General features: G+C 72.7%; 23 protein-coding genes. 15 read left to right on the top strand and 8 right to left on the bottom strand.

Annotated elements, in window-relative coordinates:
• Positions 1 to 7: 7 nt before the first annotated feature.
• Together ABGB17_RS07400 and ABGB17_RS07395 are read left to right on the top strand one after the other, a co-directional pair.
• A complete protein-coding gene (locus ABGB17_RS07400; protein ID WP_347627049.1) occupies positions 8 to 1,087 on the top strand; it encodes an adenosine deaminase in 1,080 nt (359 codons plus the stop codon).
• 66 nt (positions 1,088 to 1,153) lie between these two features.
• A complete protein-coding gene (locus ABGB17_RS07395; RefSeq protein WP_347627048.1) occupies positions 1,154 to 1,771 on the top strand; it encodes a hypothetical protein in 618 nt (205 codons plus the stop codon).
• Between the two features lie 368 nt (positions 1,772 to 2,139).
• Here ABGB17_RS07395 and ABGB17_RS07390 read toward each other — a convergent pair whose 3' ends face one another.
• Positions 2,140 to 3,774, bottom strand: a complete 1,635-nt coding sequence (locus ABGB17_RS07390) for a phospho-sugar mutase (RefSeq protein ID WP_347627047.1) — start codon at positions 3,772 to 3,774, stop codon at positions 2,140 to 2,142.
• Between the two features lie 23 nt (positions 3,775 to 3,797).
• On the bottom strand, positions 3,798 to 4,601 hold the full coding sequence (locus tag ABGB17_RS07385) for a purine-nucleoside phosphorylase (protein ID WP_347627046.1): 804 nt from the start codon (positions 4,599 to 4,601) through the stop codon (positions 3,798 to 3,800).
• 72 nt (positions 4,602 to 4,673) lie between these two features.
• Here ABGB17_RS07385 and ABGB17_RS07380 point away from each other — a divergent pair, with 72 nt between their 5' ends.
• Both ABGB17_RS07380 and ABGB17_RS07375 read left to right on the top strand, forming a co-directional pair.
• Positions 4,674 to 4,952 carry a hypothetical protein gene (locus ABGB17_RS07380; RefSeq protein ID WP_347627045.1) on the top strand — a complete coding sequence of 93 codons (279 nt, stop codon included), beginning with the start codon at positions 4,674 to 4,676 and terminating at the stop codon, positions 4,950 to 4,952.
• Positions 4,953 to 4,957: 5 nt separating this feature from the next.
• Positions 4,958 to 5,257: a CopG family antitoxin gene (locus ABGB17_RS07375; RefSeq protein WP_347627044.1), complete on the top strand. Its 300-nt coding sequence runs from the start codon at positions 4,958 to 4,960 to the stop codon at positions 5,255 to 5,257.
• A 2-nt stretch (positions 5,258 to 5,259) separates the two neighbouring features.
• Here ABGB17_RS07375 and ABGB17_RS07370 read toward each other — a convergent pair whose 3' ends face one another.
• Entirely contained in the window at positions 5,260 to 5,712 is a 453-nt protein-coding gene (locus ABGB17_RS07370; protein WP_347627043.1) for a gamma-glutamylcyclotransferase, read from the bottom strand.
• A gap of 209 nt (positions 5,713 to 5,921) precedes the next feature.
• Here ABGB17_RS07370 and ABGB17_RS07365 point away from each other — a divergent pair, with 209 nt between their 5' ends.
• Entirely contained in the window at positions 5,922 to 7,313 is a 1,392-nt protein-coding gene (locus ABGB17_RS07365; protein ID WP_347627042.1) for an NAD(P)H-quinone dehydrogenase, read from the top strand.
• 7 nt (positions 7,314 to 7,320) lie between these two features.
• Here the strand turns inward: ABGB17_RS07365 and ABGB17_RS07360 are convergent, their stop codons facing one another.
• From ABGB17_RS07360 to ABGB17_RS07350, 3 genes are all read right to left on the bottom strand, one after another.
• On the bottom strand, positions 7,321 to 8,520 hold the full coding sequence (locus ABGB17_RS07360; RefSeq protein WP_347627041.1) for a pentapeptide repeat-containing protein: 1,200 nt from the start codon (positions 8,518 to 8,520) through the stop codon (positions 7,321 to 7,323).
• Between the two features lie 161 nt (positions 8,521 to 8,681).
• Positions 8,682 to 10,052, bottom strand: a complete 1,371-nt coding sequence (locus ABGB17_RS07355) for a hypothetical protein (protein WP_347627040.1) — start codon at positions 10,050 to 10,052, stop codon at positions 8,682 to 8,684.
• Between the two features lie 102 nt (positions 10,053 to 10,154).
• Positions 10,155 to 11,909, bottom strand: a complete 1,755-nt coding sequence (locus tag ABGB17_RS07350; RefSeq protein ID WP_347627039.1) for a biotin carboxylase N-terminal domain-containing protein — start codon at positions 11,907 to 11,909, stop codon at positions 10,155 to 10,157.
• A 229-nt stretch (positions 11,910 to 12,138) separates the two neighbouring features.
• On the opposite strand from ABGB17_RS07350, the gene ABGB17_RS07345 reads away from it, so the two are divergent.
• Entirely contained in the window at positions 12,139 to 12,411 is a 273-nt protein-coding gene (locus ABGB17_RS07345) for a WXG100 family type VII secretion target (RefSeq protein ID WP_184979094.1), read from the top strand.
• An 87-nt stretch (positions 12,412 to 12,498) separates the two neighbouring features.
• Positions 12,499 to 12,963: a TadE family protein gene (locus tag ABGB17_RS07340; protein ID WP_347627038.1), complete on the top strand. Its 465-nt coding sequence runs from the start codon at positions 12,499 to 12,501 to the stop codon at positions 12,961 to 12,963.
• An 11-nt stretch (positions 12,964 to 12,974) separates the two neighbouring features.
• Here the strand turns inward: ABGB17_RS07340 and ABGB17_RS07335 are convergent, their stop codons facing one another.
• Both ABGB17_RS07335 and ABGB17_RS07330 read right to left on the bottom strand, forming a co-directional pair.
• Entirely contained in the window at positions 12,975 to 17,804 is a 4,830-nt protein-coding gene (locus ABGB17_RS07335; RefSeq protein WP_347627037.1) for an FtsK/SpoIIIE domain-containing protein, read from the bottom strand.
• A gap of 102 nt (positions 17,805 to 17,906) precedes the next feature.
• The gene (locus ABGB17_RS07330; protein WP_347627036.1) at positions 17,907 to 18,485 is read right to left on the bottom strand and encodes a hypothetical protein; all 579 of its coding nucleotides are present in this window, start codon (positions 18,483 to 18,485) and stop codon (positions 17,907 to 17,909) included.
• 798 nt (positions 18,486 to 19,283) lie between these two features.
• Between ABGB17_RS07330 and ABGB17_RS07325 the strand changes: the two genes are divergently transcribed.
• Genes ABGB17_RS07325 through ABGB17_RS07290 form a run of 8 tightly spaced genes read left to right on the top strand, consistent with a single transcriptional unit; the run spans position 19,284 to position 24,990 of the window.
• On the top strand, positions 19,284 to 19,985 hold the full coding sequence (locus ABGB17_RS07325) for a hypothetical protein (protein ID WP_347627035.1): 702 nt from the start codon (positions 19,284 to 19,286) through the stop codon (positions 19,983 to 19,985).
• A gap of 1 nt (position 19,986) precedes the next feature.
• Positions 19,987 to 20,784, top strand: a complete 798-nt coding sequence (locus ABGB17_RS07320; protein ID WP_347627034.1) for a hypothetical protein — start codon at positions 19,987 to 19,989, stop codon at positions 20,782 to 20,784.
• A gap of 2 nt (positions 20,785 to 20,786) precedes the next feature.
• Complete coding sequence (locus ABGB17_RS07315; protein ID WP_347627033.1) at positions 20,787 to 22,097, top strand: ATPase, T2SS/T4P/T4SS family; 1,311 nt, start codon at positions 20,787 to 20,789, stop codon at positions 22,095 to 22,097.
• Complete coding sequence (locus ABGB17_RS07310) at positions 22,094 to 23,005, top strand: type II secretion system F family protein (RefSeq protein ID WP_347627032.1); 912 nt, start codon at positions 22,094 to 22,096, stop codon at positions 23,003 to 23,005. The genes ABGB17_RS07315 and ABGB17_RS07310 overlap by 4 nt, the downstream gene beginning before the upstream one ends.
• On the top strand, positions 22,998 to 23,921 hold the full coding sequence (locus tag ABGB17_RS07305; RefSeq protein WP_347627031.1) for a type II secretion system protein: 924 nt from the start codon (positions 22,998 to 23,000) through the stop codon (positions 23,919 to 23,921). The genes ABGB17_RS07310 and ABGB17_RS07305 overlap by 8 nt, the downstream gene beginning before the upstream one ends.
• A complete protein-coding gene (locus ABGB17_RS07300; protein ID WP_347627030.1) occupies positions 23,922 to 24,149 on the top strand; it encodes a hypothetical protein in 228 nt (75 codons plus the stop codon).
• 50 nt (positions 24,150 to 24,199) lie between these two features.
• Complete coding sequence (locus ABGB17_RS07295; protein ID WP_347627029.1) at positions 24,200 to 24,565, top strand: TadE/TadG family type IV pilus assembly protein; 366 nt, start codon at positions 24,200 to 24,202, stop codon at positions 24,563 to 24,565.
• 26 nt (positions 24,566 to 24,591) lie between these two features.
• The gene (locus ABGB17_RS07290) at positions 24,592 to 24,990 is read left to right on the top strand and encodes a pilus assembly protein TadG-related protein (RefSeq protein ID WP_347627028.1); all 399 of its coding nucleotides are present in this window, start codon (positions 24,592 to 24,594) and stop codon (positions 24,988 to 24,990) included.
• Positions 24,991 to 25,026 lie beyond the last annotated feature (36 nt).

Raw genomic sequence — 25,026 nt, 5'->3', positions numbered from 1 at the left:
TGATGCGATGACACAGCAGCCCACCCTCGCCGAGATCCGCAAGGCCCCCAAAGTACTTCTGCACGACCATCTCGACGGTGGCCTGCGACCCGAGACCATCATCGACCTCGCCCGGGAGACCGGGTACGACAAGCTGCCCACCACGGACGTCGAGGCGCTGCGCACCTGGTTCCGCGAGGCGTCAGACTCGGGGTCGCTGGAGCGCTACCTCGAGACGTTCGCGCACACCGTCGGCGTCATGCAGACCCGTGAGGCGCTGACGCGGGTCGCCGCCGAATGCGCGCAGGACCTCGCCGACGACGGCGTCGTCTACGCCGAGGTGCGGTACGCGCCCGAGCTGCACACCTCCGGCGGGCTCAGCCTCGACCAGGTGGTGCAGGCCGTGCTCGACGGCTTCCGCGAAGGCTCCGAGGGGCGGGGCATCAGGGTGAACAGCCTGCTCACCGCGATGCGCCACCAGGCGCGGTCCATGGAGATCGCCGAGCTGGCCGTCCGGTACCGGGACGTGGGGGTGGCCGGGTTCGACATCGCGGGCGCGGAGGCCGGGTACCCCCCCACCCGGCACCTGGACGCGTTCGAGTACCTCCAGCGGGAGAACTCCCACTTCACCATCCACGCGGGGGAGGGGTTCGGGCTGCCGTCCATCTGGCAGGCCCTCCAGTGGTGCGGCGCCGACCGGCTCGGGCACGGGGTGCGCATCATCGACGACATCCAGGTCAGCTCGGACGGCAGCGCCAAGCTGGGGCGGCTCGCGGCTTACGTGCGGGACAAGCGGATCCCGCTGGAGATGTGCCCGACGTCCAACCTGCAGACCGGCGCGGCGTCCTCGCTGGCCGAGCACCCCATCGGGCTGCTGCGGCGGCTGTACTTCCGGGTCACCGTCAACACCGACAACCGGCTGATGAGCGACACCAGTGTGTCCAAGGAGTTCGCCGGGCTGGTTGACGCGTTCGGGTACGGGTGGGATGACCTGCAATGGTTCACCGTGAACGCCATGAAGTCCGCGTTCCTGCCGTTCGACGAGCGACTCGCCCTCATCAACGGCGTCATCAAGCCCGGCTTCGCGCAGCTCAAGTGGCAGGCTTGAGCATCGGCTGGAAGGCGTTAGCGTGGTGAACGCCCCGCGTAACGGAGAGGTGTCGGTGAGCGAGCCGTGAAGCCACAGATCTTCAGATCCACGACCGCCTGGGTCCTCGGCTGGCTGTGGATGGCCTTCGCCGCCTTCAACGCCATCGACCTCGCACTCAACGGCCGCATCCCCTCCGCCCTGGTCGCCGGCGCCGTCCTCGCCGTCCTCACCGCCGCCGTCTACATCGGCTGCCTCCGCCCCGGCATCCTCCCCAAAGAAGACGGCATCCTGGTCCGCAACCCCCTGCGCAACGTCTTCATCCCCTGGAAGGCCGTGGACAACATCCACGTCTCCCACGCCATAATCATCGACTCCGGCGACGACTCCATCCGCTGCTGGACCCCCCAGGCCAGCGCCAGGGAACGCGCCAAAGCCACCCGCCGCGGCACCACCGTCCCCGCCACCTCCGGCCGCTACCCCACCACCCACCCCGAACTCCCCAAAGCCGAACAAGCCGCCGCCCGCGCCTTCACCGGCCGCACCCACGCCGACTGGGTAGCCCAGCAACTCACCGAAACAGCAGCCCGCAAATCCCGCCTCCCCGGCGACCGCACCCCCCCGACCATCACCTGGTCCCCCTCCGCCCTAGGCGTCCTGGCCGCCGCCCTGACCCTGGTAATAGCCGCCCTGATCGCCTCCTGACCCACTCCCACCCCTTCCCAACGGCCCCGCCCCCAGGACCCCCGCTGACGAGGCCGCCCGCCCGCCGCAGTGGTGTGCCGTTCTTTAACGGCGCCGCGTCGGCGGGAACCATCTACGTCGAAGCCGGCGCCGCCGTACGGCGAGTCGCCCCGGTGTCGGCCGAGGCCGCCCGGCCGCCGCACTGGTGTGCCGTTCTTTAACGGCGCCGCGTCGGTGGGAACCGTCTACGTCGAAGCCGGCGCCGCCGTACGGCGGGTCGCCCCGGTGTCGGCCGAGGCCGCCGGGCCGCCGCACTGGTGTGCCGTTCTCGAACGGCGCCGCGTCGGCGGGGACCGGCTACGTCGAAGCCGGCGCCGCTGTACGGCGGGTCACAGGTCCAGGAGTCTCGCGAGGTCGGCTTTGAGGGTGTCGAGGTCGTGGGCGGCCTGGGTGCGGGCGGTGGGGACGTCGTCCCTGGTGGGGACGGGGACGATGACCTCCAGGTAGCACTTCAGTTTCGGCTCGGTGCCGGAGGGGCGGATGATCACGCGGGCGTCGCCGGAGAGGGAGTAGCGGAGGCCGTCGGTGGGAGGGAGGCCGGGTGAGCCGGTGCTGAGGTCGTCGGAGGAGAGGACGGCGCGGCCGGCCAGTCGCGCGGGGGGAGTGGCGCGGAGGCGGGACATGGCTTCGGTGATCAAGGAGAGGTCGGCGACGCGGACGGAGAGCGGGGACGTGGCGTGGAGGCCGTAGCGGACGGCCTGGTCGTCCAGCAGGTCGGCCAGGGTGCGGCCTTCGGCCTTGGCGGACGCGGCCAGGGCGGCGACCGTCAGGGCCGCGCCGATGCCGTCCTTGTCGCGGACCGGTAGGCCCTGGTCGGAGCCCACGCTGTACCCGAGGGCCTCCTCGTAGCCGAACACCATGCCGGGGCCGGCCTTCACGATCCACTTGAAGCCGGTCAGCGTCTCGGTGTGCCGCACCCCGTGGTCGGCGGCGATCTTGCCAAGCAGGGACGACGACACGATGGACGCCGCCACCAGACGGTCCGGCGCGGTCGTGTGGGTGATGACGTACTCCCCGAGCAGGCCGCCCACTTCGTCCCCGGTCAGCATGCGGAACCCATCGGGAACGGGAATCCCCACCGCGCACCGGTCGGCGTCCGGGTCGTTGGCGATGATCAGGTCGGCCCCGCTTCGTGAGGCGAGATCCAGCGCCAGGTCCATCGCCCCGGGCTCCTCGGGGTTGGGGAACGCCACCGTCGGGAAATCCGGGTCCGGGGCGAACTGCGCCTCGACGGGCATGGGCTCGGCGAAGCCCGCGGTCGCGAACGCGCGCAGCAGCAGCTCCCCGCCGACGCCGTGCATGGGCGTGTAGACGACCTTGAGGTCCCGCGCGGAGCCCAGCGGCAACGACGACACCGCCGCGAGGTACGGCTCCACGATCGCGCCGTCGGTCAGCGTCTCCCACGAGGAGCCGAGCGGCAGCCGGTCCACCGCTCCCACCGCGTCGATCGCGGCCGAGATCTCGGTGTCCAGCGGCGGCACGATCTGCGCGCCGTCCCCCCAGTACACCTTGTACCCGTTGTCCCGGGGCGGGTTGTGCGACGCCGTCACCATCACCCCGGCGTCGGCCCCGAGGTGCCGCACCGCGAACGCCAGCACGGGGGTCGGCCAGTGCTCGGCCATCAGCGACACCCGCAGACCCGCGCCGGTCAGCACCGCCGCCGAGTCACGGGCGAACGTCGAGGACATGTGCCGCGCGTCATACCCGATCACCACATGCCGCCCGGCGCCGAGCCGGGCCGCGAGGCCCGCCGCGGCACGCATCACGGTCACCCGGTTCATGCGGTTCGGCCCGGCGCCGAGCTCCCCCCGCAGCCCGGCCGTGCCGAACTCCAGCTTCGCCCCGAACCGGTCCGCGAGCGCGGCGTCGTCGCCCCGCGCCAGGAGGTCCGCCAGCTCCTCCCGGGTCGCCGGGTCGGGATCCTGCGCCAGCCACTCGTGCGCCCGCTCCCGCAGCGTCTCCACCCGCGCGCCTCCTCCGCCGGACGTCACAGCTTGCCGACGACCTTCCCCAGCAGCACGCCCATACGCGCCGCCGTCGACCGCCCCACCGCGAGGACCTCCTCGTGGTTCAGCGGCTCACCCACCAGCCCGGCCCCCGGGTTGGTGACCAGGGACACCCCGAGCACCTCGGCCCCCGCCTCACGCGCCGCGATGGCCTCCAGCACGGTGGACATGCCCACGAGATCGCCGCCCAGCGTGCGCAACATGCGGATCTCGGCAGGCGTCTCGTACGTCGGCCCCCGGAACGCGACGTACACCCCCTCGGCCAGCGACGGGTCCACCTCGCGAGCGAGGTCGCGCAGCCGCCGCGAGTACACCTCGGTGAGATCGATGAACGTGGCCCCCGTGACGGGATTGGCCCCCGTCAGATTGATGTGGTCACTGATCAGCACCGGCTCCCCGACGCTCTGCGTCTCCGGCCGCAACCCCCCGGCCGCGTTGGTCAGCACCACGGCGGACGCCCCGGCCGCCACCGCCGTGCGCACCCCGTGCACGACCGCCTCGACCCCCCGCCCCTCATACAGATGCGTGCGCCCAAGAAAGATCAGCGCATGCCGCCCCGCCGCCGTCTCCACCACCCGCACCCGCCCCGAGTGCCCCGCCACCGCCGGCGGCGCGAACCCCGGCAACTCGGTCACCGCCACCTCACCCACCGTCCGCCCGACGGCATCCGCCGCCGGCACCCACCCCGACCCCAGCACCAGCGCCACATCGAACGCCGCCACCCCGGTCAGCTCCCGCAGCCTCCCGGCCGCCTCCGCCGCCACCTCATACGCGTCTGTACTCACAGCTAGCGAGGCTACAACCCATTTCCGACGACAACCACCTCGCGTATTGCGAACGTAATACGCTGCTGTACCATGGGATACAGACCCATCTACTGGACGGAGCGGGCCGAGGAGCACATCGCTCGTCACGGCGTCGTACCTGAAGAGGTGGAGGAGGTGATTTTCAGCCGTCCCTACTGGCAGACGTCAGGTCGCGACGGGAGTGTTCTTGTGTACGGGACCACAGACGCGGGACGGTATCTCCTGGTTGTCTTGGTCGACAGTATCGGGGAACCGGACGCCTGGTACGTAGCCACAGCACGGGACATGACTCAGGGTGAGCGGCGTATGTTCGCCCAGAAAGCGAGGTGAGCCGTATGAAGGACAAGATCGACGAACTGGCCGCCTACTACGACACGCATGACACCACCGCGGAGTTGGAGCAGGCGACACCGCGAGAGCCTGTACCCGCCGACGAAGTGATGATCGTGACGTCCCTGCGGCTGCCCAAGCCGGTCATGGACGAGGTGCGGGAACGGGCACGCGCGCGGGGGATCAAACCGACTGCACTGATACGGGAGTGGATAGAGGCCGCGCTCGCCGAGCGTGAGGCCGTGGTGCCGATCAGTGTGATCATGGCGGCGGTTATGGAGTACCAGCACAGGCGAGCGTCATAACGTCAGCCACCCAGGGACGTGCACGGGCGGCCGCGGAGGTCGTGGACGTAGTCGTCGGGGGCACCGGCCTTTTCTGCGGCGTCGGCGAGGATGCCCAGGTAGCGGGCCGAAGGGAGGCCGCCTTCGTAGTCGTCCAGGACGTAGAACCAGGCGACGACCTCGCCGTCCAGGGTGGCCACGCGGAGTTTGACCTTGTGGTAGAGGCCGAGGACGGCGCCTTCCCACTGGTCGAGGGTCGCCTCGTCCCATTCGGGGACGTCGTAGAGGACGACGAAGACGTGCGACTCGGGGTCCTCGGCGATGGTGGCGAGGGCGCCTTCCCAGCCGACGTCCTCCCCGCCGAAGGTCAGGCGGAAGCCCTGCAACCAGCCCGTTCCGCGCATGGGCGAGTGCGGGGCCCGCTGGGCCATCTGCTTCGGGTCCATGTTGCTGCCATAGGCGGCGTAAACCGGCACGGCACACTAGAGTAATCCAAGATCGCCATGATGGCTGATCAGGAGGTCACGACATGCGCGCCGAGCGTGTCGATCTTCCTGTGATCACGGTGCAAACCCGAGGATTCGTGAGGGTTTATTAAGCAAAATCCGAGCATTTACCGGTCTGCACTGCATCTCATTGGCCACAGCACACCGTGCACAGGACGACATGCGGGACAATGGGGTATGTGACGAGGATTGTGATCATTGGCGGCGGACCCGGTGGATACGAGGCGGCGCTGGTCGCGGCCCAGCTCGGGGCCGAGGTCACCGTGGTCGAACGTGAGGGCCCGGGCGGTGCCTGCGTGCTCACCGACTGCGTGCCGTCCAAGACGCTGATCGCCACCTCCGTACGCAAACAGGCGCTGCTGGACGCCTCCTCGCTGGGTGTCAGTTTCACCGGCGGGCCGGACGGCGACGTGGGCGGCGTGACGGCCGACATGCCTCTGGTCAACAAGCGCGTGATGGAGCTCGCCCGCCACCAGTCCGCCGACATCGCGGCCCGGCTGGTCGCCGAGGGCGTCGAGATCGTCAACGCGTCCGGGCGCCTGGTGGACCCCCGCATCGTCAAGGCGGGCGACCGCACCATCCAGGCCGACGTCGTGATCGTGGCCACCGGGGCGACCCCGCGCGTGCTGCCGGGCGCCGAGCCGGACGGCGAGCGCGTGCTCACGTGGCGGCAGTTGTACGACCTGGACGAACTGCCCGAGCACCTCATCGTCGTCGGCTCCGGCGTCACCGGCGCCGAGTTCGCCGGCGCGTACCGCTCCCTCGGCTCGGAGGTCACGCTCGTCTCCTCCCGTGACCGCATGATGCCCAACGAGGACGCCGACGCCGCCGAGGTGCTGGAGAACGTCTACCGCCGCCGCGGCATGAACGTCATGGGCCGTTCCCGGGCGTCCTCGGTCAAGCGCACCGCCGACGGCGTGGTGGTCACGCTGGAGGACGGGCGGACGGCCGAGGGCAGCCACTGCCTCATGACGGTCGGCATGGTGCCCAACACCTCCGGCATCGGGCTGGAGGAGGCCGGGGTCACGCTGGACCGGGGCGGGTTCATCCAGGTCGACAAGGTGTCCCGCACCTCGGCCCCCGGCGTCTACGCCGCGGGGGACTGCACCGGCGTGCTGATGCTGGCCTCGGTCGCGGCCATGCAGGGGCGGATCGCGGTGTGGCACGCCCTCGGCGAGGCCGTGCAGCCGCTGCGCCTCGCCACGGTGGCGTCCGCCATCTTCACCGACCCCGAGATCGCGGCCGTCGGCGTCGCGCAGCGGCAGGTGGAGGCCGGGGAGGTGGAGGCGAACGTCGTCAAGCTTCCCCTCGCCACCAACGCGCGGGCCAAGATGCAGGGCTTCCACGACGGTTTCGTGAAGCTGTTCTGCCGCCCGCACACCGGCATCGTGCTCGGCGGCGTGATCGTCGCGCCGCGGGCGTCCGAGCTGATCCTCGCGCTGTCGGTCGCCGTCCAGCACCGGCTCACCGTGGACCAGCTCGCCCACACCTTCGCGGTCTACCCGTCCCTGTCGGGTTCGATCACCGAGGCGGCCCGCCGTCTCATGCTGCCGACCGCCACGGTGATCTGACGCGTCCCTACCGCAGGCGGGACCGCATGCGGCCGAGGGCCTGGTGGCCGTGGTGGACGGCCTGCGCGACCTGGGCGAGCTCCTGCTTCGTGCGGGCCCCACGCAGGGTGTGCCGGGCGGCCTCGTAGGCGTCCAGGGCCTGACGCCAGTCCATGTCGCCGCTGCCGCCGTCGGTCGCGTTGTGGATCTGGTAGTCGAAGTCGAGCGCGTCGATGGCCTCGCCGAGCCGGGTCACGTCCTCCTCGGCACCCCGGCGGGCGGCGTCGAACCGCGCCGCGCGCTCCAGCCTGCGGCGGTGCGCGCCGCCCCAGAAGAGCAGGGTCAGCACCAGGCCCACGCCGCCGACCACCGCCAGCATGAGACCGAGGTTCGGCCCGCCGCGCCGCGACCCGCTCGCCGTGCCATCACCGGGGTCGCCGGTCGCGGCGTCGCCCTCCGGCAAGTCGGACGTGCTGCCCTGCGCGTCGTCCGGCACGTCCTCAGGCTCGCCGAGCGCCCCCGTCAGGTTGAGGTCGTCGGCCTGCGTGAACGACGCGCCCTCCACCTTGGCGCCCTTGAGGTCCGCGCCCTTCAGCTCCGCCTGCGTGAACACCGCCTCGGTGAGGTCGGCCCCCCGGAACACCGCGTAGTCGAGCTCCGCCTGCCCGAGCTCGGCCTCCGCCATCTTGGCCCGGCTGAAGTCCGCCTTCCGCGCGTCCGTCTGCCCGAGCTTCGCCTCGGTCAGATCGGCGTCCACCAGCGTCGCGTTCGTGAACTCGGTCTGCCCGAGCACGGCCCGCTTGAACACGGCCCCCGTGAGGTCCGCGTGCGGGAACTCCGCCTGCGTCCCCTCCACGCCGTCGAGCACCGCCCCCCGCAGGATGGAGTGCTTGGCGTGCATCTGCCCGATGTCGGCGTCCGTCAGGTCGGCCCCTGTCAGGTCCGCGTACTCCAGCCGCGCCTGCGTGAGGTCCGCCTCCCGCAACGACGCGTTCTTGAGCAGCGCCCCCGTCAGGTCCTTCTGGATCAGGCTCACCGCGTCGAGCTTCGCCCCCGTGAGATCCGCGCACCGCAGATCATCCGGGATCGCCGCCCCTCCGGTGAAGTCCTTCCCCTTGTACTTCGCGCCCGACCCCGGACGGCACGGCGCGCTCTCGGCGTCCGCCACGGCCGTCCCCGACAGCCCTAACACAACCCCCGCGACGACCAGGGCGATCAAACCACGCAACGCAGCCTCCTTGAGAACTGCGCCAAGTCTGACAGCCCCTGATATACGCGAGGTTGCACCCGCCTTGCGGATCACTTTCCGTGCCGGGGAACGAGAAAGCCCCGGCGTGGGCCGGGGCTTTCCGTGGGCCGTGACCTGTTCGGATGGTCCGGAGGGCAGGGCTACCAGTCGCCTCCGCCGCCGAAGTCACCGCCGCCGAAGTCGCCTCCGCCGCCCCAGTCGCCTCCGCCGCCGAAGTCGCCTCCGCCGCCGACGTCGCCGGCGCCCTCCTGGTAGCCGGCGCCGTAGCCGTAACCGCCGAAGCCGAAGCCGCCGAAGGAGCTGCCGAGCATGGTGCCGATGAGCATGCCGGTCATCAGGTCGCCGCCGAAGCCGCCGTAGTAGCCGTAGGCGTAGGGGGCGTACGCGGGGCCGGCGTCCCAGTACGGGCGGCGGTGGCCGTCGACCATGACCTCGCGCATCTGCGGGTCGAAGCCCTGGTCGACGCGCTGCGCGTCCATGGCGCACGCCGGGACGTTGCGCGGCGCGCCGCCGGGGGGCGCCCAGGCGACGTCACGCACGGACGGGCCGTGCTGCGGGTTGAAGAAGCACGGTGCCCGGCGCTCGGGGACCGGCTCGTTGTTCACCTGGGCCTTGACGCACGCCAGCGCGTACCGCCCCTCCTCCAGGATGGAGGTGACGCCGCGCAACTGGTCGGCCCGCTTGACGGCGGCCAGCTCGTTCTTCGCGCGCTCGTAGGCGTCGAGGGCGCCACGCCAGTCGTCCTGCCCCTTGGCGGGGTTGTCGGCGAACTTGACGTCGAGGTCCAGCGCGGTGATCTCCTCACCGAACTTGGTGACGTCCTCCTCCACCGTCTGCTTGACGGCGGCCAGCTCGGCGGCCTCCCGGGCCTCGCGCTGGCGCTTCTTCTTGCGGGAGTAGAAGAAGATGCCGAGCCCACCGGCCAGCGCCAGCACCAGGATGCCGATCAGCACCCCGCCGCCACCGCCGCCGCCCGCCGCGCTGCCGGACTTCAGGGCGCCACGGGTGTCCCCGCTGACGGCCTTGTCGACGCGGTTGACGAAGTCCTCCATGCCGCTGACGACGTCCTTGTTGTTGCTGGTCGCCGCCTCGGCGAGCTGCCCGGCCAGGCCGGTCTTGCGGATGGCGCTCGACCCGGCGAACAGCGTGGTGCCGTCCAGCACGGCCACCGTGGCGCGCGAGCGCCCGGCGGCGCTGAGCTCCTGACCGAGCGCGGAGATGAACGGCCCCACCTCGGCGCTGTTGGTGACGGTGCCGTCGGCGAGGGCCGCCACGTAGATCTTGCTCTTCGCGCCCTCCAGGGCGTCCCTGATCTTGCCCAGGTCGTCCTGGGAGATCGTGACCCCGGGGCCGACGTACAACGGGTCGCTGGTCTTCCACGTGGCGAGCACGGTGCCCGGATCGGGCGGGGCCGCCGCCAGCGCCGCGGACGGCGACGCGAGCAGCGTGAGAAGGCCGGCCAGCACCGCCACGACGGTGGCGGCGGCACGGCGCGTCACGATTTTGGTCACGGCTATATGCCTCCTTCGCCCTACAGGACGAACGGCGGGTCCCGAGGGTTCCTGGAACGCCACCGTATCTTCGTCCGGGCCGGGATCCGGCCCGGACGAGGTTCAGGCGTCCTTGATCTCGCAGATCGCCGCGCCCGCCGTTACCGTCTGCCCGACCGTGGCCGCGAGCCCTGTGACGGTGCCGCTCTTGTGCGCGGTGAGGGGCTGCTCCATCTTCATGGCTTCCAGCACCACGATAGTGTCCCCGGCGGCCACCGAGTCGCCGTCCGCCACCGCGACCTTGACGATGGTGCCCTGCATCGGGCTGACCAGGGCGTCACCGCTCGCCGCCGCCGCGGTGCCCCGGCCGCCGGACCGGCGCGCGGGCTTCTTGGCCTCGCCGCCGCCTCCGCGCCGTGCCGCCACCGCCCCGGCGGGCAGCACGACCTCCAGGCGCTTGCCGCCGACCTCCACCACGACCCGCTCGCGCTCCGCGGGCTCCTCGCCCGCCGCCAGGTCGCCCGCGTACGGCTCGACGCCGCCCTTCCACTCGGTCTCGATCCACCGGGTGTGCACGGAGAACGGCTCGCCGGTGAACGCCGGGTCGGTCACCACGGCCCGGTGGAACGGCAGCACCGTGGGCATGCCCTCGATGACGAACTCGTCCAGCGCGCGGCGCGACCGCTCCAGCGCCTCGGCGCGGGTGCGGCCGGTCACGATGAGCTTGGCCACCAGCGAGTCGAACGACTGCGGCACCGTCATGCCCGGCTCGTAGCCCGCGTCCAGCCGCACACCCGGTCCGGACGGCACGCGCATGGTGGACAGGGTGCCGGGCGCGGGCAGGAAGTTGCGCCCGGCGTCCTCGGCGTTGACGCGGAACTCGATGGAGTGGCCGCGGATCTCGGGGTCGTCGTACCCGATCGCCTCGCCGCCCGCGATGCGGAACATCTCGCGCACGAGGTCGATGCCGGTGACCTCCTCGCTCACGGGGTGCTCCACCTGAAGGCGGGTGTTGACCTCCAGGAACGACACCGTGCCGTCCTGGCCGATCAGGAACTCGCAGGTGCCCGCGCCGACGTACCCGGCCTCGCGCAGGATGGCCTTGGAGGAGGTGTACAGCAGGTCGCGCTGCTCGGGGGTGATGAACGGCGCGGGGGCCTCCTCGACGAGCTTCTGGTGCCGCCGCTGCAGCGAGCAGTCGCGGGTGGAGACCACCACGACGTTGCCGTGCGTGTCGGCGAGGCACTGGGTCTCGACGTGCCGCGGGCGGTCGAGGTAGCGCTCCACGAAGCACTCGCCCCGGCCGAACGCGGTGACCGCCTCGCGCACCGCCGACTCGTACAGGTCGGGGATCTCCTCCATGGTGCGGGCGACCTTCAGCCCGCGCCCGCCGCCGCCGTACGCCGCCTTGATGGCGATGGGCAGGCCGTGCTCCGCGGCGAACGCGACCACCTCGTCCACGCCGCTCACCGGGTCGGGGGTGCCCGCGACGAGCGGCGCGCCGACCCGCTGGGCGATGTGACGCGCGGCCACCTTGTCGCCGAGCGCGGTGATCGCGGACGGGGGAGGGCCGATCCACGTGAGCCCCGCGTCGATGACCGCCTGGGCGAAGTCGGCGTTCTCCGCGAGGAAGCCGTACCCCGGGTGGACGGCGTCCGCCCCCGCCTCGGCGGCGACACTCAGCAGCTTGCCGATGTCGAGGTACGTCTCCGCGGGAGACTGCCCGCCGAGCGCATAGGCCTCGTCCGCCATCCGCACATGGAGCGCGTCGAGGTCTTGCTCGGCGTACACCGCGACGCCGGCCAGGCCGGCGTCCTTGCATGCGCGGGCGATCCGCACCGCTATCTCGCCACGATTGGCGATCAGGACCTTCTGCACCGAGGTCGTCCCTTTCCCTGTGAAAGGCCCGGTGGGCCTTCAACGGAGTTTAGGCGCCCTCTGATCGGCCGCGAGCACTTACCCGGACGTTTCGTTTCCTCGATTCGCCCTCGGACGGGCGATCAAGCTTGATAGCCAGTGGGCATAACCCGTGCGAGAGGGCACCTTGACGTCTAAGGTGAGTGCGTTTGGCTACCCCCTGTCATGCACCCATCCCGAAGGAGACCGCATGAGTCAGAGCTTGCTCGGGGGCGACCCCGCCGAGATGCAGAACATGGCCGCCCAGTTCACCCAGCAGGCGGAGCAGGTCCGCCAGACGATGGCGGCTCTGGACCGCGAGGCCGCGAAGGTGGGCACCGCCTGGACCGGCCCCGGCGCCAACCGCTTCAACGGTGCCTGGCAGAACTACCGTCAGGCCTTCCAGCGCATGTCCGAGGAGCTCGCCGAGGCCTCCCGGATCATCACCACCTACCGCGGCAACATCGAATCCGCCACCCGCTGACCGTCATGGTTCTCCTCCCGGCCGGGCCTGCCACCCGGCCGGCAGCGGGCCATGCCCTCGGGGTGATTCCCTCCCATGCCGGTGACCATGAGTGACACCGGACGCGTCCCCGCGTCCCCGCCTCAGGACCGCCCCTCCGCCACGTCCGACCGTGGTGCCTCGGCCATCGAGCTCGCGATGATCATGCCGGTGGTCCTGATCGTGATCCTGCTGGTCGTGCAGATGGCCCTGGTGTTCCACGGCAGGCAGATCGCCGACGCCGCCGCCCGTGAGGGTGCCCGCATCGCCCGCGCCGCCGGCGCCGACAGCGGCGGCTGGCAGGGCGCCGCCGAGTCCAAGGCCCGCTCCATCGTGCGCGCCGTCGGCCCCAAGATGCTCCAGGGGGTCGGCGTCCGCGCCTGGGAGAAGGGCGACCAGCGCGGCGTCACCGTGGAAGGCACCGCCGTGGCCGTCGTCCCCCTCCTCCCGGGCATGTCCTTCAAAATCACCTCGACGTTCGGCGGTCCCATCGAGTGCTTCCGCCCCGACGACGGCTCCCAGGACTGCGGCTGACCCCTCGCGGGTCAGGTGGTCAGGGCGGCCTGGATGGGGGTGGCGGTGCCGCTGGTTATCAACAGGCCCCGGCCGGGAGGGCCGCCCACCGTGCCTCTCGGGAGGCGGATGTTGAAGAGGTCGCCGTCGGCGGGGCTCTGGATGCTCAGCAGGAGGCCGGTCCTCGGCTTGCGGGACTCGGCGACGAAGCCCCGGTAGGCGGTGGCGAGGTCGCCGGTGGTGCCGGCGAGGATCACGGCGTGGTCGCCGTCGCGGCCGGTGCGCAGGGTTTCCTCCAGGGACTGGCCGAGCGGGGTGTCGGGGGAGATCAGTTCGGCGTCGTCGACGATCACCACGTAGCGGGTGCGGTCGCCGACGGCGGAGGCCAGGTCGCCGTCGGGGGCGAGGACTCCGAGGACGCCGGGGGCGCCGGTCAGTTCGCGGAGCGGCGTGCGGCGGGGGGCCACGACGACGACGGGGGTGTCGCGGGAGAGCAGGGAGCGGGCGGCGGTCAGCAGGGCGGAGGAGCGGCCCGATCGGGCGGGGCCGGCGACCACGGCGGCGGGGCCCTGACCGGACAGGTCCACGCCCAGGGGGGCCAGGGAGTCGCCGCCGGCGCCGAACAACGCCCACAGGGGGGACGGCGGGGTGAAGCCGGGCGCGAGCGCCAGGGCCTCGGTCGCGGTGATGCGCATCGGCAGGGCGTCCACCCGGAGCAACCCCTCGGGGGCGGGGAAGCGGTGGGCGGCGGCCCTGGCCAGGGACTGGAGCTCGGCCACCTGGGCGGGGCCGGAGGGGTCCTCGGCCAGCAGGGCGATCTGGCTCTCCACCACGCCCTGCTCGGTGACGGACAACGCCCGGCCGGGGGGCATGACGGACGGCAGGCCGCGCGCGGGCAGGCCGGCGAGGCCGTAGTCGGAGGGGTCGGCGAGGCGCATGATGAGGCGGTCCTCGAACAGGGTGGAGATCTGCCCGAGCAGGCCGGACCGGTCGGCGGTGACCACGGCGCGCAGGCCCACCGCGGGGCCCTCCCGCAGGAGCTGCATCAGCGACTCCAGCAGCCGGCCGTAGTCGTACCCCTCGAACGCCGCGGCGAAGCCCTCCCACCGGTCCAGCAGCAGCACCAGCCACGGCATGGGCGGCACGGCCCCGCCGGGGTCGCGGCGCCACGCGGCCCGCGCCTCGGCCAGGGACGCGTACCCGGCCTCGGCGAGCACCTGCTGCCGGCGCCCCACCTCGGCCCGCAGCCGGGTGAGCAGCCGTTCCACCCGGTCGAGCTGGTCGCGCGTCACCACGGCCCCGCAGTGCGGCAGCGCGACCAGCGGCAGCAGCGCCCCGGATCCGCAGTCGATGGCGTGCAGGTGGACGTCCCGGGGTGAGGCGTGCGCCGCGACGGACCCGGCGATGGTCCGCAGCGCCGTGGACCGCCCGGTGCGGGCCGTGCCCGCGATGAGCAGGTGCCCGCCGTGCGCCGGGTCGAGCACCAGCGACCGCCGCGACTGCGCCCACGGCAGGTCCGTGATGCCGAACGGCAAGGCCGGCACCTCCTCGGCCGGCACCGAGGCGGCGGACGCCGAGGCGGCGGACGCCGAGGCGAACGGCCCCAAGGTGGCGGCCCCTGAGGCAGCGGACGCCGAAGCGGCGGCCCCTGAGGCAGCGGACGCCGAAGCCGCGGACGCGGAGGCAACGGACGCCGAAGCAGCGGACGTGGAGGCGGCGGACGCCGAAGCAGCGGACGCGGAGGCGGCGGACGCCGGGGGGGACGGCTCCAGGACGATCCCCGTGGGCAGCGGCGGCAGCCACGGGCTGGGCTGCTCCGGCACCCCCGTCAGGCGCGTGGCCTCGACGATCGCGTCCACCAGGACGGCCAGGTCGCTGGCCGGACCCGCGGTGAGCCCGCCGGAGCCCGTGGCGGCCACCCGCAGCGGGTGGCCGAGCTCCCGCCATCCCACCTCCACGACCCGCGGCCCGGAGGCGCCGCGCCCGGCGTCCGGCACCCGCCCGCCGATCCGCGCCGTCTGCACCGCCTCCGCCGCGGCCACCCCGGACCGCACGTAGCACCGTCCGGGCGTGGACTTGGAGATGTGCGCCGCCTCCGGCCCCGCGATGATGTCCGCCGACTCCGACGGCTCGGTCACCCGCAGCGCGATCCGCAGCGAGGTGTTGGCCTGGATGTCCGCGGTCACCACACCCCCGGGCCGCTGCGTCGCCAGGATGAGGTGGATGCCGAGCGACCGCCCCCGCCGCGCGATGTCCACGAGCCCGTCCATGAAGTCCGGCAGCTCCGACACCATGGCCGCGAACTCGTCGATGATCAGCACGAGCCGCGGCAGCGCCACCCCGGCGGCCGTCTCACGCACGGTGGTGGAGGACCGGGTGGCCCTGGCCGGCTGGTCGCGGAGCTGCTGGTAGTCGTCGATGTCCTTGGCCCCCGCCGCCAGCAGCAGCCGTTCCCGCCGCCGGATCTCCGCCGCCAGGGACGCGAGGGCCCGCTGCGTGAGGTGCTCGTCCAGGTCGCTGACCATGCCCACGGTGTGCGGCAGCCGCACGCACTCCTTGAACGCCGCCCCGCCCTTGTAGTCGATCAGCACGAACGTCATCTCGTCCGGCCGGTTGGCCACCGCGAGCGAGCAGATGAGCGTCTGCAGCAGCTCGGACTTGCCCGCCCCGGTGGTCCCCGCCACCAGCGCGTGCGGCCCGTCCCTGCTCAGGTCGACGCGGAACGGCCCGTCGGCCCCCATGCCGATCGGCACCTCGGTGGTGCGTCCCCCGTCCCGCCACCGCGCCGCGACGGCCCGTCCGGTGGGGGAGAGCTGCAGCAGGTCGAGCAGCCGCACCGACCCGGGCAGCGCGGCCCCGGCGTCGTCCCTGCTCACGTCCCGCAGCGGCGCCAGGGAGCGTGCCAGCCGCTCGCACCACGCCGTCGTCACCTGGTCGGCCAGGATGTCCCCGAGCGTCTCGAGACCTCCGCCGCGCAGCCGCAGGAAGCCGTCGGAGGCGCAGTCCACGACGGTGGCGCACTCCTCGGGCAGCAGCCGCTGGTCCTCGTCGATGGCGAGGGTGTACACCCCGGCGCGCGGCCCCTGCCGCAGCACCTGCGGCATGCCGGGCAGCGCCCGCAGCACCTGCGCGCCGTCCAGGATCACCAGCACGTCGTAGGGCCGGTCGTCGTAGGACGCGAACAGCGGCTCCTCGTCGGGCCGTGACGACCGTCCCCAGCCCTTGATGGAGGAGAGCCCGAGGCCGAGCCCGTCGTCGTCCCCCAGCCGGGACGAGATCAGCGCGGCGAGCTCGGCCACCCGCTGCGCCGCCGCCTCCGGGTCGGCGCCGACCAGCGCCACGCAGTCGGCGTCCCGGGGCGCGCAGTGCGGCAGCCACCGCGTCCAGTTCCACCGCGCCGCCCCGTCGGCGTTGGCCGACAGCACGACCACGGCGAGGTCGCGCGGGCTGTGCAGGGTGACGGCCGCGCCGAGCAGCGAGCGGGCGACGCCGAGCGCGACGTCCCGCGGCCCGGTCATGCCCGCGACGCCGAGCCGCCGCATCGCCAGCGACACCGGCACGCCCCCGGACAGCGGCGGCTCGGGCAGCGCCATGTCGGGCGACGCCCCCCGCTCGGGCACGAACTCGATCTCGGCGGGCAGGTCGGCGAGCCCGATGCGCAGCCGCAGCGCGTCGGGGTCGTGGCTGCGGCGCTCCCACAGCCGCCGCCGGGGCCCGGTCGCGGTGAGCAGCAGCTCGGCCGGGTCGGGGGACGCGGCGCGGCGCTCGACCTCGTTCACCGCGCGGGCCTTGTCGAGCGACGCGCGGAACGCGGCGAGGCGCTCGCGGTACGCCTTCATGTCCTGCCGGTACTTGCGCCGCCCGTGCCGCCGGTCGCTGATCCACTGCCCGATCATGATCAGCGGGGTCATCAGCGCGATCAGCAGGTAGAACCAGACCTGGAACACCGCCGCCATGGTGAATCCCAGCACCGCGGGCAGGCACGCGGCCAGCAACTGCAGCCGCACCCCTTCGCCCCGGCGCGGCTCGGCGGGCACCTCGAACCGGCGCCGCCGCTCGGCGGGGTGCAGGCGCGGCGGCCGGTTGTACGCCAGCCCGCCCTCGGCCAGCGCGTCCACGTGGGCGTCCGGCGGCTCGGTGGCGCGCAGCACGAGGACCGAGGTGCCGCACGTCAGCGGCGCCCCCTCGGGCCATTGCCGCGGCCCGCTCAGCGGCTCGCCCGCCAGCCGGGGCTCCGAACGGGTGACGCCCCGCCGCACCTCGCCCACGACCTCGGCGGACCGGGTGTCGCCGCCCGCGCCCTTGCGTTTGCGGCCGCGCCGCCGGCGCTTGGCGGGCGGGCGGACCGGCGCGTCGAACGACCGCACCAGGATGTCGCCGGGCGTCACCCGGATCTCGGCCGCCTGCGCCGCCAGCTCGCGGTCGTCGAGCGACACCGAGCAGGCGGGATCGGACCCGATGACGTGCACGCCGAACCCCAGCCGGTGCACCGACCCCGCCGCGGGGCCGCCCACCACGCGCAGCTCGACGACCCCGGCGGGCTCGGCGAGCACGGTGGACCCGGCGGTGCGCGGGTCGAGCGTGACCAGGTCGCCGTCCCGCAGCGCGGTGGTCACCGGCGCGTCGGGGTCGAGGCGCTTGCCCTCGACCCACAGCGACGGCTCGTCGGAGCGTAGCCGCGCGCCGCCCCGCCCGCCGAGGCCGTACGGCGCGCGGGCGCGCAGCCGCACGACGTTGCCCAGCTCCCCGCCGGGCGGGCCCTTCAGTGTGGCGGCGAGGGCGGCGACCGTGGTGTCCTCGTCGCCATCGACGATCACGTCGCGCCCGCCGTGCTCCGAGAGCACGGTAAGCATGATCCGCATGCGGCGTTCTCCTCCGGGTCCGGCTCCCGGGCTTCAACGTAGCTCCGGGAGTTCGCCCGGTCCGGAGGTTTACGCCAACCAGACCTGTCGGTGCCCGTCCCGCTACTCCACTTTCTTGCCGTCCGGGCCGATGACGTACCACTTGCCGCCGAATTCGTCGCGGCCCTGCCCGTTGGTGTCCCCTTCGGCGGTGTCGCCGCTGTAGTAGTACAGCAGGTGCCCGTCGTAGGTGATCTGGTTGGTGCCGTCGGAGCGGGTGACGGTGCCGAGCAGGTCTTCCTTGACGCCCTCCCCGGCCTTCGGCTGGTCGCGGGTGGCGGCCGGGGGCCACCAGGACAGGCAGGCGCCGGTGCAGGCGTCCGGGGTGTCCCGCTCGAAGACGTACAGCGTGCGGCGCTCCTCGCCGACGAGGATCTTGCCGTACCGGGACTCGGCGGTCCCGATGGTGGCCTTCTCCGGCGTCGGCAGGGGAGTGCCGCTGGGGCTGCCGGTGGGTGTACCGCCGGGGGTGCCGGTCGGCGAGCCTGTGGGGGCGCCGGTCGCCGTGGAGTGCGCCGTGGGGGTCTGGGCGGCGGTGCCCGCGGCCTTGCCGTAGCCGGTCGTGGCCGTGCCGCCGCCACCGCAGGCGGCCGCGAGCATGGCGGTCGCGGCCAGCCCGAGACCGGCCAGGATTCTGTACATGCCCCCTCCGTTTCAGGGAACTCCGCGCTCGCGAGCGCGGACGACGATCTACTGAAGGGGGTCGTGGTCATCGTTCCCGCGAAAGCGGGTTTAACCCCCATGGCGGGGGAGGGGCCGAATGGCCGTGCGGGAAACTCCACCGGGCCGGGAGGTGGCCGCGGAGGTTTCCCTGGACGCCGAGTTATCCACAGGCCGCTGTGGACGGAGCTGAGGATAACGACAGCCGCTGTGGACGAGAGACGGCCGATGCGATGGGATTACGCCCGCCAAACCGCATTAATCACCATAATTCGGGCGGAAGGGACGGCTGCTGACAAGCCGCGACTGCCTGTGGACAAGGCTGTGGACAGCCAGGCGCCTGCTGCGTACGACCTCTGCCCGGGGCCGAGCGCCGGGGGGCGGTCCCGGACCGCGACGGTCCGCGTACCGATGGTTGGGAGACGGTAAGAGGGGGGAAACCAGAGTGGTAAGTGTTACCCAAGTTACAAAGGGGAATATCATAGGAAATGTCGCAACGAGTGTTGCCACGGATCGGTTGCGATTCCTGACGACGCCATTGACAGCCAATCCATAGTGGATGAGCATGGGTCGGGCTTCCGCCCCCTGCCATGCGGCAAGCTGCACACAATGGCATGACAATTCTGGAGATAAGCCACCGATCCCGCCCAACATATCCGTGACCATGTCGTCCGTCACCGTGGTCATGCGGTCCATCTCGATCAGCCCGGCGTGGTGATCGGATATCAGCGCATGGTGAGGCGCCGGCTTGGTCCCTGATTCCGGAGTGTCCCCCCGCCCATGAGGATCAGCGAGAAGTCCGACCGCGACGGCCGCGGCCCCGTCACCGGCGAGCGCCCCGCCGTTCCCGGCGCGTTGTCCGGGCCCGCGTCCCGCAAGCTGCCGGTGCCGCCGCGCGAGCGCAAGCCCGCCCTGGCCGCCCTCGCGCTGCTCCTCGTGCTCGGCGGAGCCCTCGGCACCACCCTGCTGGTGCTGCGCAGCGGCGACCGCGTGTCCGCCATCCAGATCACCCAGCAGATCGGCCCGGGCCAGCCGATCGTGCCCGAGGCCATGGCCGAGGTGCAGATCGCCGACACCGGCATCGGGTACGTCTCCTGGGCCCACCGCGGCGAGGTCGCCCAGACGTTCGCCCGCGTCACCCTGCTGCCCGGCACGCTGCTCACCGAGCAGATGGTCAGCCGCGCCAGCGAGCAGCTCGTGCCCGGCAAGGTCATCGTCGGGCTCGCGCTCAAGGCCGGCCAGGTGCCCCGCGGCCTGCGGCGCGGCGACCAGGTGCAGGTGCTGTACGTCCCCGGCTCGGGCCGCGGCCAGGCCGTCGGCAAGGTGCTCGCCCCCGTCGCCCTGGTCGAGAGCGTGGGCGACCCCGACGGCGGCAACAGCGGGCTGGTGTCCGTCGTCATCGACGCCACCGTGTCGCCGACCATCGCCATGTACGCCTCCAGCGGGGAGATCGCCCTCGGCAAGCTCCCCGGAGCGGGCTGACGTGGCGCTCATCGCGCTCGCCGCCGACAAGGGGGCGCCCGGCGTGACCACCGCCGCGACGGCCCTCGGCGCGGTGTGGCCCCGTCCGGTGCTGCTCGCCGAGTGCGACCCCTCCGGCGGCGACCTGGTCTACCGCCTGCCCGCCGTGGACGGCGCCGTGCTCAACCCCGGCCGTGGCCTGCTGAGCCTCGGTGCGACGGCCCGGCGCGGCCTGCACCCCGAGCAGGTGTACGAGCACACCCAGAAGCTCGTCGGCGGTCTCGACGTGCTGACCGGCCTCACCCACGGTGAGCAGGCCGCCGGTCTCACGTGGTTGTGGGGCCCACTCGGCCGCGCCCTCGCCGCGCTGCCCAACGCCGACGTGCTGGCCGACTGCGGCAGGCTCGGCGGCACCCCGCAGATGGCCGACCTGATGGCCGAGGCCGAGCTCACGCTGCTGTTCACCCGGCCGAGCCTGGACCACGTGGCCCATCTGCGCGAGCGGCTGGCGCTGGTCCGCGGCCAGCTCGGCGTGGTGGTGATCGCCGACCCGCGCTCCTACCGCGCGTCCATCGACGAGGTGCGCCGCATCGTCGGCGCGAGCGGCACCGAGGTGTCCTTCGTGGCCGGGCTGGCCTACGACCCCAAGGGCGCCGAGCTGCTGCGCGGCCAGTGGGGCGGCCGCCTGGACCGCTCCCTGCTGATCCGCACGGCCCGCGAGCTGGCGGGGCGCCTCGCCGCCCGCGTCGCCCCCGGCCGTGCCACCGCGGCCCGGCCGATGACGCGCGTCCGCGGCGGCCTTTCGAGCGAGAGCGGGTGACCATGAGCATCGATCACACGCTGGTCAAGCGTTTCCGGCAGGAGGTCGGCGACCGCCTCGCCCACCAGCGGCGGCTCGACCAGGCCGGCGGCCTCGCCCCCATGTCCGGCGAGGACGAGCGCCAGTTCGCCCGCGCGCTCATCTCGCAGGTGCTGGAGGAGCACGCCCGCAGCGAGATCGGCTCCGGCCGCACCCCGCCCACGGCCGAGGAGGAAGAGGCCCTCGCGGCGGGCATCCACGCCGCGCTGTTCGGCGTCGGGCGCCTGCAGCCGCTGCTCGACGACCCCGAGGTCGAGAACATCGACGTCAACGGCTGCGACCGCGTGTTCGTCGGGTACGCCGACGGCCAGGAGGTCATGCACGACCCGGTGGCCGACTCCGACGAGGAGCTGATCGAGCTCATCCAGATCCTCGCCGCCTACAGCGGCCTGTCCAGCCGCGCGTTCGACACCGCCAACCCCCAGCTCGACCTGCGCCTGCCCGACGGCTCGCGCCTGTCGGCCGTCATGGACGTCACCGTGCGGCCCGCCGTGTCCATCCGCCGTGCCCGGCTCGGCAAGGTCTTCCTCAGCGACCTCGTGGGCAACGGCACGCTCACCCCCGAGCTCGGCCGCTTCCTGTCCGCCGCCGTCGCGGCCCGCAAGAACATCATGATCGCCGGGGCCACCAACGCCGGGAAGACCACCCTGCTGCGGGCCCTGGCCAACGAGATCCCGCCGCACGAGCGGCTCATCACGGTGGAGCGCGCCCTGGAGCTCGGGCTGGACCAGTTCCCCGAGCTGCACCCGAACGTCGTGGCGTTCGAGCACCGCCTGCCCAACTCCGAGGGCCAGGGCGAGATCACCATGGCGGAGCTGGTGCGCCGGTCGCTGCGCATGAACCCCAGCCGGGTCATCGTCGGCGAGGTGCTGGGCGACGAGATCGTCACCATGCTCAACGCCATGACGCAGGGCAACGACGGCTCGTTGTCCACCATCCACGCCAACTCCTCGATGGAGGTCTTCAACCGCATCGCCACCTACGCCCTGCAGGCCGAGGAGCGGCTGCCCATCGAGGCCACCCACATGCTGATCGCCGGGGCCATCGACTTCGTGATCTTCATCGAGAAGCGCAACGACTACCACATGGGCGGGCGCCTGCGCCGGTACGTCGCCAGCGTCCGCGAGGTCGCGGGCGTCGACGGCCGGGTGTTGTCCTCCGAGGTGTTCACCTCCGGCCCGGACGGCCACGCGGTGCCGCACGCCCCCATCGCCTGCCTGGACGACCTCGTGCCCCACGGGTACGACCCCACCATCCTCGGAGGCTGGACGTGATCCCGCTGCCGCCCGGCCTGTTCGACCCCCTGGCCGTCCTGGCCGGGGCGGCGATCGGCGGCGGGCTGTTCCTGCTCGGCCTCGCCCTGTACGGCGTGCGTCCCCGCCCGGCGGGGCCCGACCGCGCCGCCGACCGCCGCGAGCTGGTGCGCAGGCTGTCCACCCGCTCGGCCGTCGCAACCGTCACCGGGGGCGTGGTGCTCATCGTCACCGGGTGGCCGGTCATGGCGGCGGGCGCGGTGCTGCTGGTGCTGGCCTGGCGCGGGCTGACCGGCGGCGCGGCCGAGGAACGGGCCGCGATGAGCCGCCTGGAGGGCCTCGCGGCGTGGACCGAGTCGCTGCGCGACACCATCGCGGGCGCGGCGGGCCTGGAGCAGGCCATCCCGTCCTCCATCCGGGCGGCGGCGCCCACGCTGCGGCCCCACCTGCGGGCCATGGTCGACCGGCTGCACACCCGCATGCCGCTGCCGGACGCGTTGCGCCTGTTCGCCGACGAGCTGGACGACCCGTCCGCCGACCTGGTGGTCGCCGCGCTCATCCTCAACGCCAAGCTGCGCGGCCCCGGCCTGCGCGAGGTGCTCGGCGCGCTCGCCGTGTCCGCGCGCGAGGAGCTGGACATGCGCCGCCGCGTGGAGGCCGAACGGCGCTCCACCCGCCGCAGCGTGCAGATCGTGACCGGCACCGCCGTCGCGTTCGCCGCCCTGCTGGTGGTCTTCAACCCCTCCTACGTCGAGGAGTACGACTCACTGCTCGGCCAGGCCGTCCTGGTGGTCGTCGCCGCCCTGTTCGGCGCGGGCTTCGCCTGGATGCGGCGCCTCGCCCGCTTCGACAAGCCCGCCCGCATGCTCGGCCCCGCCACCGAGGCCCCGCTCACCCGCGAACCGGTGACGGGAGGCGTCCATGGTTGAGACGGTTCTCGCCGGGGGCGTGCTCGGGCTCGGGCTGTTCCTGCTGTTCCGGGCGTTGTTCCCCGCGCGGCCCGGCCTGGTGGCGCGGCTGGTGGCGCTGGACTCGGCGCGGGCCGGGGACGACGCGCTGCGGTTCCAGCTCATCTCCGCCGACGAGGACGTCAGCGCGTTCCGGCGCGGCCTCGGTGTGCGGCTCGCCCGCTTCTACGCCGCCCGCGGCTGGGAGGCACGCTCCACCCGGGCCGACCTGGCGCTGCTCGGCAAGTCCTTCGAGGGGTACCTCGCCACCAAGGTCCTGCTCGCCGTGTCCGGCCTGCTGGCGTTCCCCGTGCTGGCCGGGTGGCTGGCCCTCATGGGGTGGGGGATCTCCCTGCAGGTGCCGCTGTGGGCGGCGCTGCTGGTCTCGATCGTGTTCTTCTTCCTGCCCGACGTGCAGATCCGCCGGGACGCCGCCGTGCGCCGCCGCGACTTCCGGCACGCCGTCGGCGCCTTCCTCGACCTCGTCGCCATGAACCTCGCGGGCGGCCGAGGCGTGCCCGAGGCGCTGCTCATGGCCGTGTCCGTGGGGGACGGCGGCTCGGGCAACTGGGCCATGGCCCGCATCCGCGAGGCCCTGGCCAACGCGAGGATCGTCGGCATCACCCCGTGGCAGGCCCTCGGCCGGCTCGGCGACGAGATCAACGTCGACGAGCTGCGGGACCTGTCCGCCGCGCTCGGCCTCGTGGCCGACGACGGCGCCAAGGTACGCGCGTCGCTCACCGCCCGCGCCGCCACCATGCGGCGGCGCGAGCTCGCCGAGGTAGAGGGACAGGCCGGTGAACGGTCTCAGTCCATGCTGGTCGCGCAGCTCCTCCTGTGCGCGGGGTTCGTGATCTTTCTCAGTTTTCCCGCCGCGATGAAGATGTTGGGGTCCTAGATGTTCACACCTCCATGGCTCACCTACCTGATCGCCGTCCTGCACGTGCGGATCGACCGCGCCAGGACCGCTCCCTCCCGCGGCGCGTCCGCCGTCGAATGGGTCATCATCACGGCGATCATCGCCGGTGTGGCGCTCGGCCTCGCCACGCTGATCAAGACCCTCGTCACCCAGAAGCAAGGCGAGCTGCAGAGCAACTTCGGGGGTGGCGGTGGCGGCGATTCGTGACCCGGCGCCGTAGCCGCCGTCCCGCGCGCCGCTCGTCCGAGGCCGGGTCGATGGCGGTCGAGACGGTGATGCTGGCCCCGTTGTTCCTGCTCTTCCTGATGTTCCTCGTCGGCGCGGGCCGCATCGTCGAGGCCCAGGGCGAGGTGAACGGCGCCGCCCGCGACGCCGCGCGCGCCGCCTCCGTGCAGCGCACCTTGGGCGCGGCCGAGGACGCCGGGCGTAACGCCGCGAAGGCCGCACTCGACGGACAGTGCGAGGCCGATGTCAGCCTCGACGGCAGCGAATGGGAGGAAGGAGGCACCGTACGGGCGACCGTGACGTGCGAACTGGACCTCGACTTCCTCGGCTTCGGGGCGGTCAAGAAGATGACCGGCAGCTCCGTCGTGCCGCTGGAACAGTTCCGGAGGGTCGAGTGAAGCGATGCCCCGACGAACGAGGCTCCATGTCGGTGTTCGTCGTGATCTTCTCGGTGGTGGTCTTCATGCTGGCCGGCCTCCTGGTGGACGGCGGCGCGGCCATCAACGCACGCCTCCGCGCCTCCGACATCGCCGAACAGGCCGCCCGCGCCGCCGCCGACCGCATAGACATCGAACACCTGCGCGCCACCGGCCAGGTCCGCCTGCTCGGGGACGGCGAGGCGTGCGGGAGGGCCCAGGAGATCGTGTCCGCGCACGGCGACGCCGACCTGAAGATGGCCTCGTGCGAAGCGGGCGCGGCCGAGGTGACGGTCACCGTCACCGCCGGCTGGAAGGCGGCCTTCCTCGCCGCCTTCGGCTACCCCGGCACCGCCATGTCCGGCACGGCAACCGCGGCCCCCGACACCGGCGACCCCCAGCCATGACCCCATACCCCCCACCCGCCACCCCTCGCCCGCCGG

The sequence above is a fragment of the Sphaerisporangium sp. B11E5 genome (genome assembly GCF_039871875.1).
Classification (GTDB): domain Bacteria; phylum Actinomycetota; class Actinomycetes; order Streptosporangiales; family Streptosporangiaceae; genus Sphaerisporangium.
The sequence above is the reverse complement of the archived record's forward strand: the minus strand, read 5'-3'. Positions and strand labels throughout refer to the sequence as shown.

Excerpts from the sequence above, each read along its gene's own strand:
- ABGB17_RS07340 (WP_347627038.1), top strand. The coding sequence starts at position 12,499 with ATGAGTGACACCGGACGCGTCCCCGCGTCCCCGCCTCAGGACCGCCCC.
- ABGB17_RS07335 (WP_347627037.1), bottom strand. The coding sequence starts at position 17,804 with ATGCGGATCATGCTTACCGTGCTCTCGGAGCACGGCGGGCGCGACGTG.
- ABGB17_RS07295 (WP_347627029.1), top strand. The coding sequence starts at position 24,200 with ATGGCGGTCGAGACGGTGATGCTGGCCCCGTTGTTCCTGCTCTTCCTG.
- ABGB17_RS07400 (WP_347627049.1), top strand. The coding sequence starts at position 8 with ATGACACAGCAGCCCACCCTCGCCGAGATCCGCAAGGCCCCCAAAGTA.
- ABGB17_RS07290 (WP_347627028.1), top strand. The coding sequence starts at position 24,592 with ATGTCGGTGTTCGTCGTGATCTTCTCGGTGGTGGTCTTCATGCTGGCC.
- ABGB17_RS07305 (WP_347627031.1), top strand. The coding sequence starts at position 22,998 with ATGGTTGAGACGGTTCTCGCCGGGGGCGTGCTCGGGCTCGGGCTGTTC.
- ABGB17_RS07300 (WP_347627030.1), top strand. The coding sequence starts at position 23,922 with ATGTTCACACCTCCATGGCTCACCTACCTGATCGCCGTCCTGCACGTG.
- ABGB17_RS07380 (WP_347627045.1), top strand. The coding sequence starts at position 4,674 with ATGGGATACAGACCCATCTACTGGACGGAGCGGGCCGAGGAGCACATC.
- ABGB17_RS07325 (WP_347627035.1), top strand. The coding sequence starts at position 19,284 with ATGAGGATCAGCGAGAAGTCCGACCGCGACGGCCGCGGCCCCGTCACC.
- ABGB17_RS07375 (WP_347627044.1), top strand. The coding sequence starts at position 4,958 with ATGAAGGACAAGATCGACGAACTGGCCGCCTACTACGACACGCATGAC.
- ABGB17_RS07315 (WP_347627033.1), top strand. The coding sequence starts at position 20,787 with ATGAGCATCGATCACACGCTGGTCAAGCGTTTCCGGCAGGAGGTCGGC.
- ABGB17_RS07345 (WP_184979094.1), top strand. The coding sequence starts at position 12,139 with ATGAGTCAGAGCTTGCTCGGGGGCGACCCCGCCGAGATGCAGAACATG.
- ABGB17_RS07330 (WP_347627036.1), bottom strand. The coding sequence starts at position 18,485 with ATGTACAGAATCCTGGCCGGTCTCGGGCTGGCCGCGACCGCCATGCTC.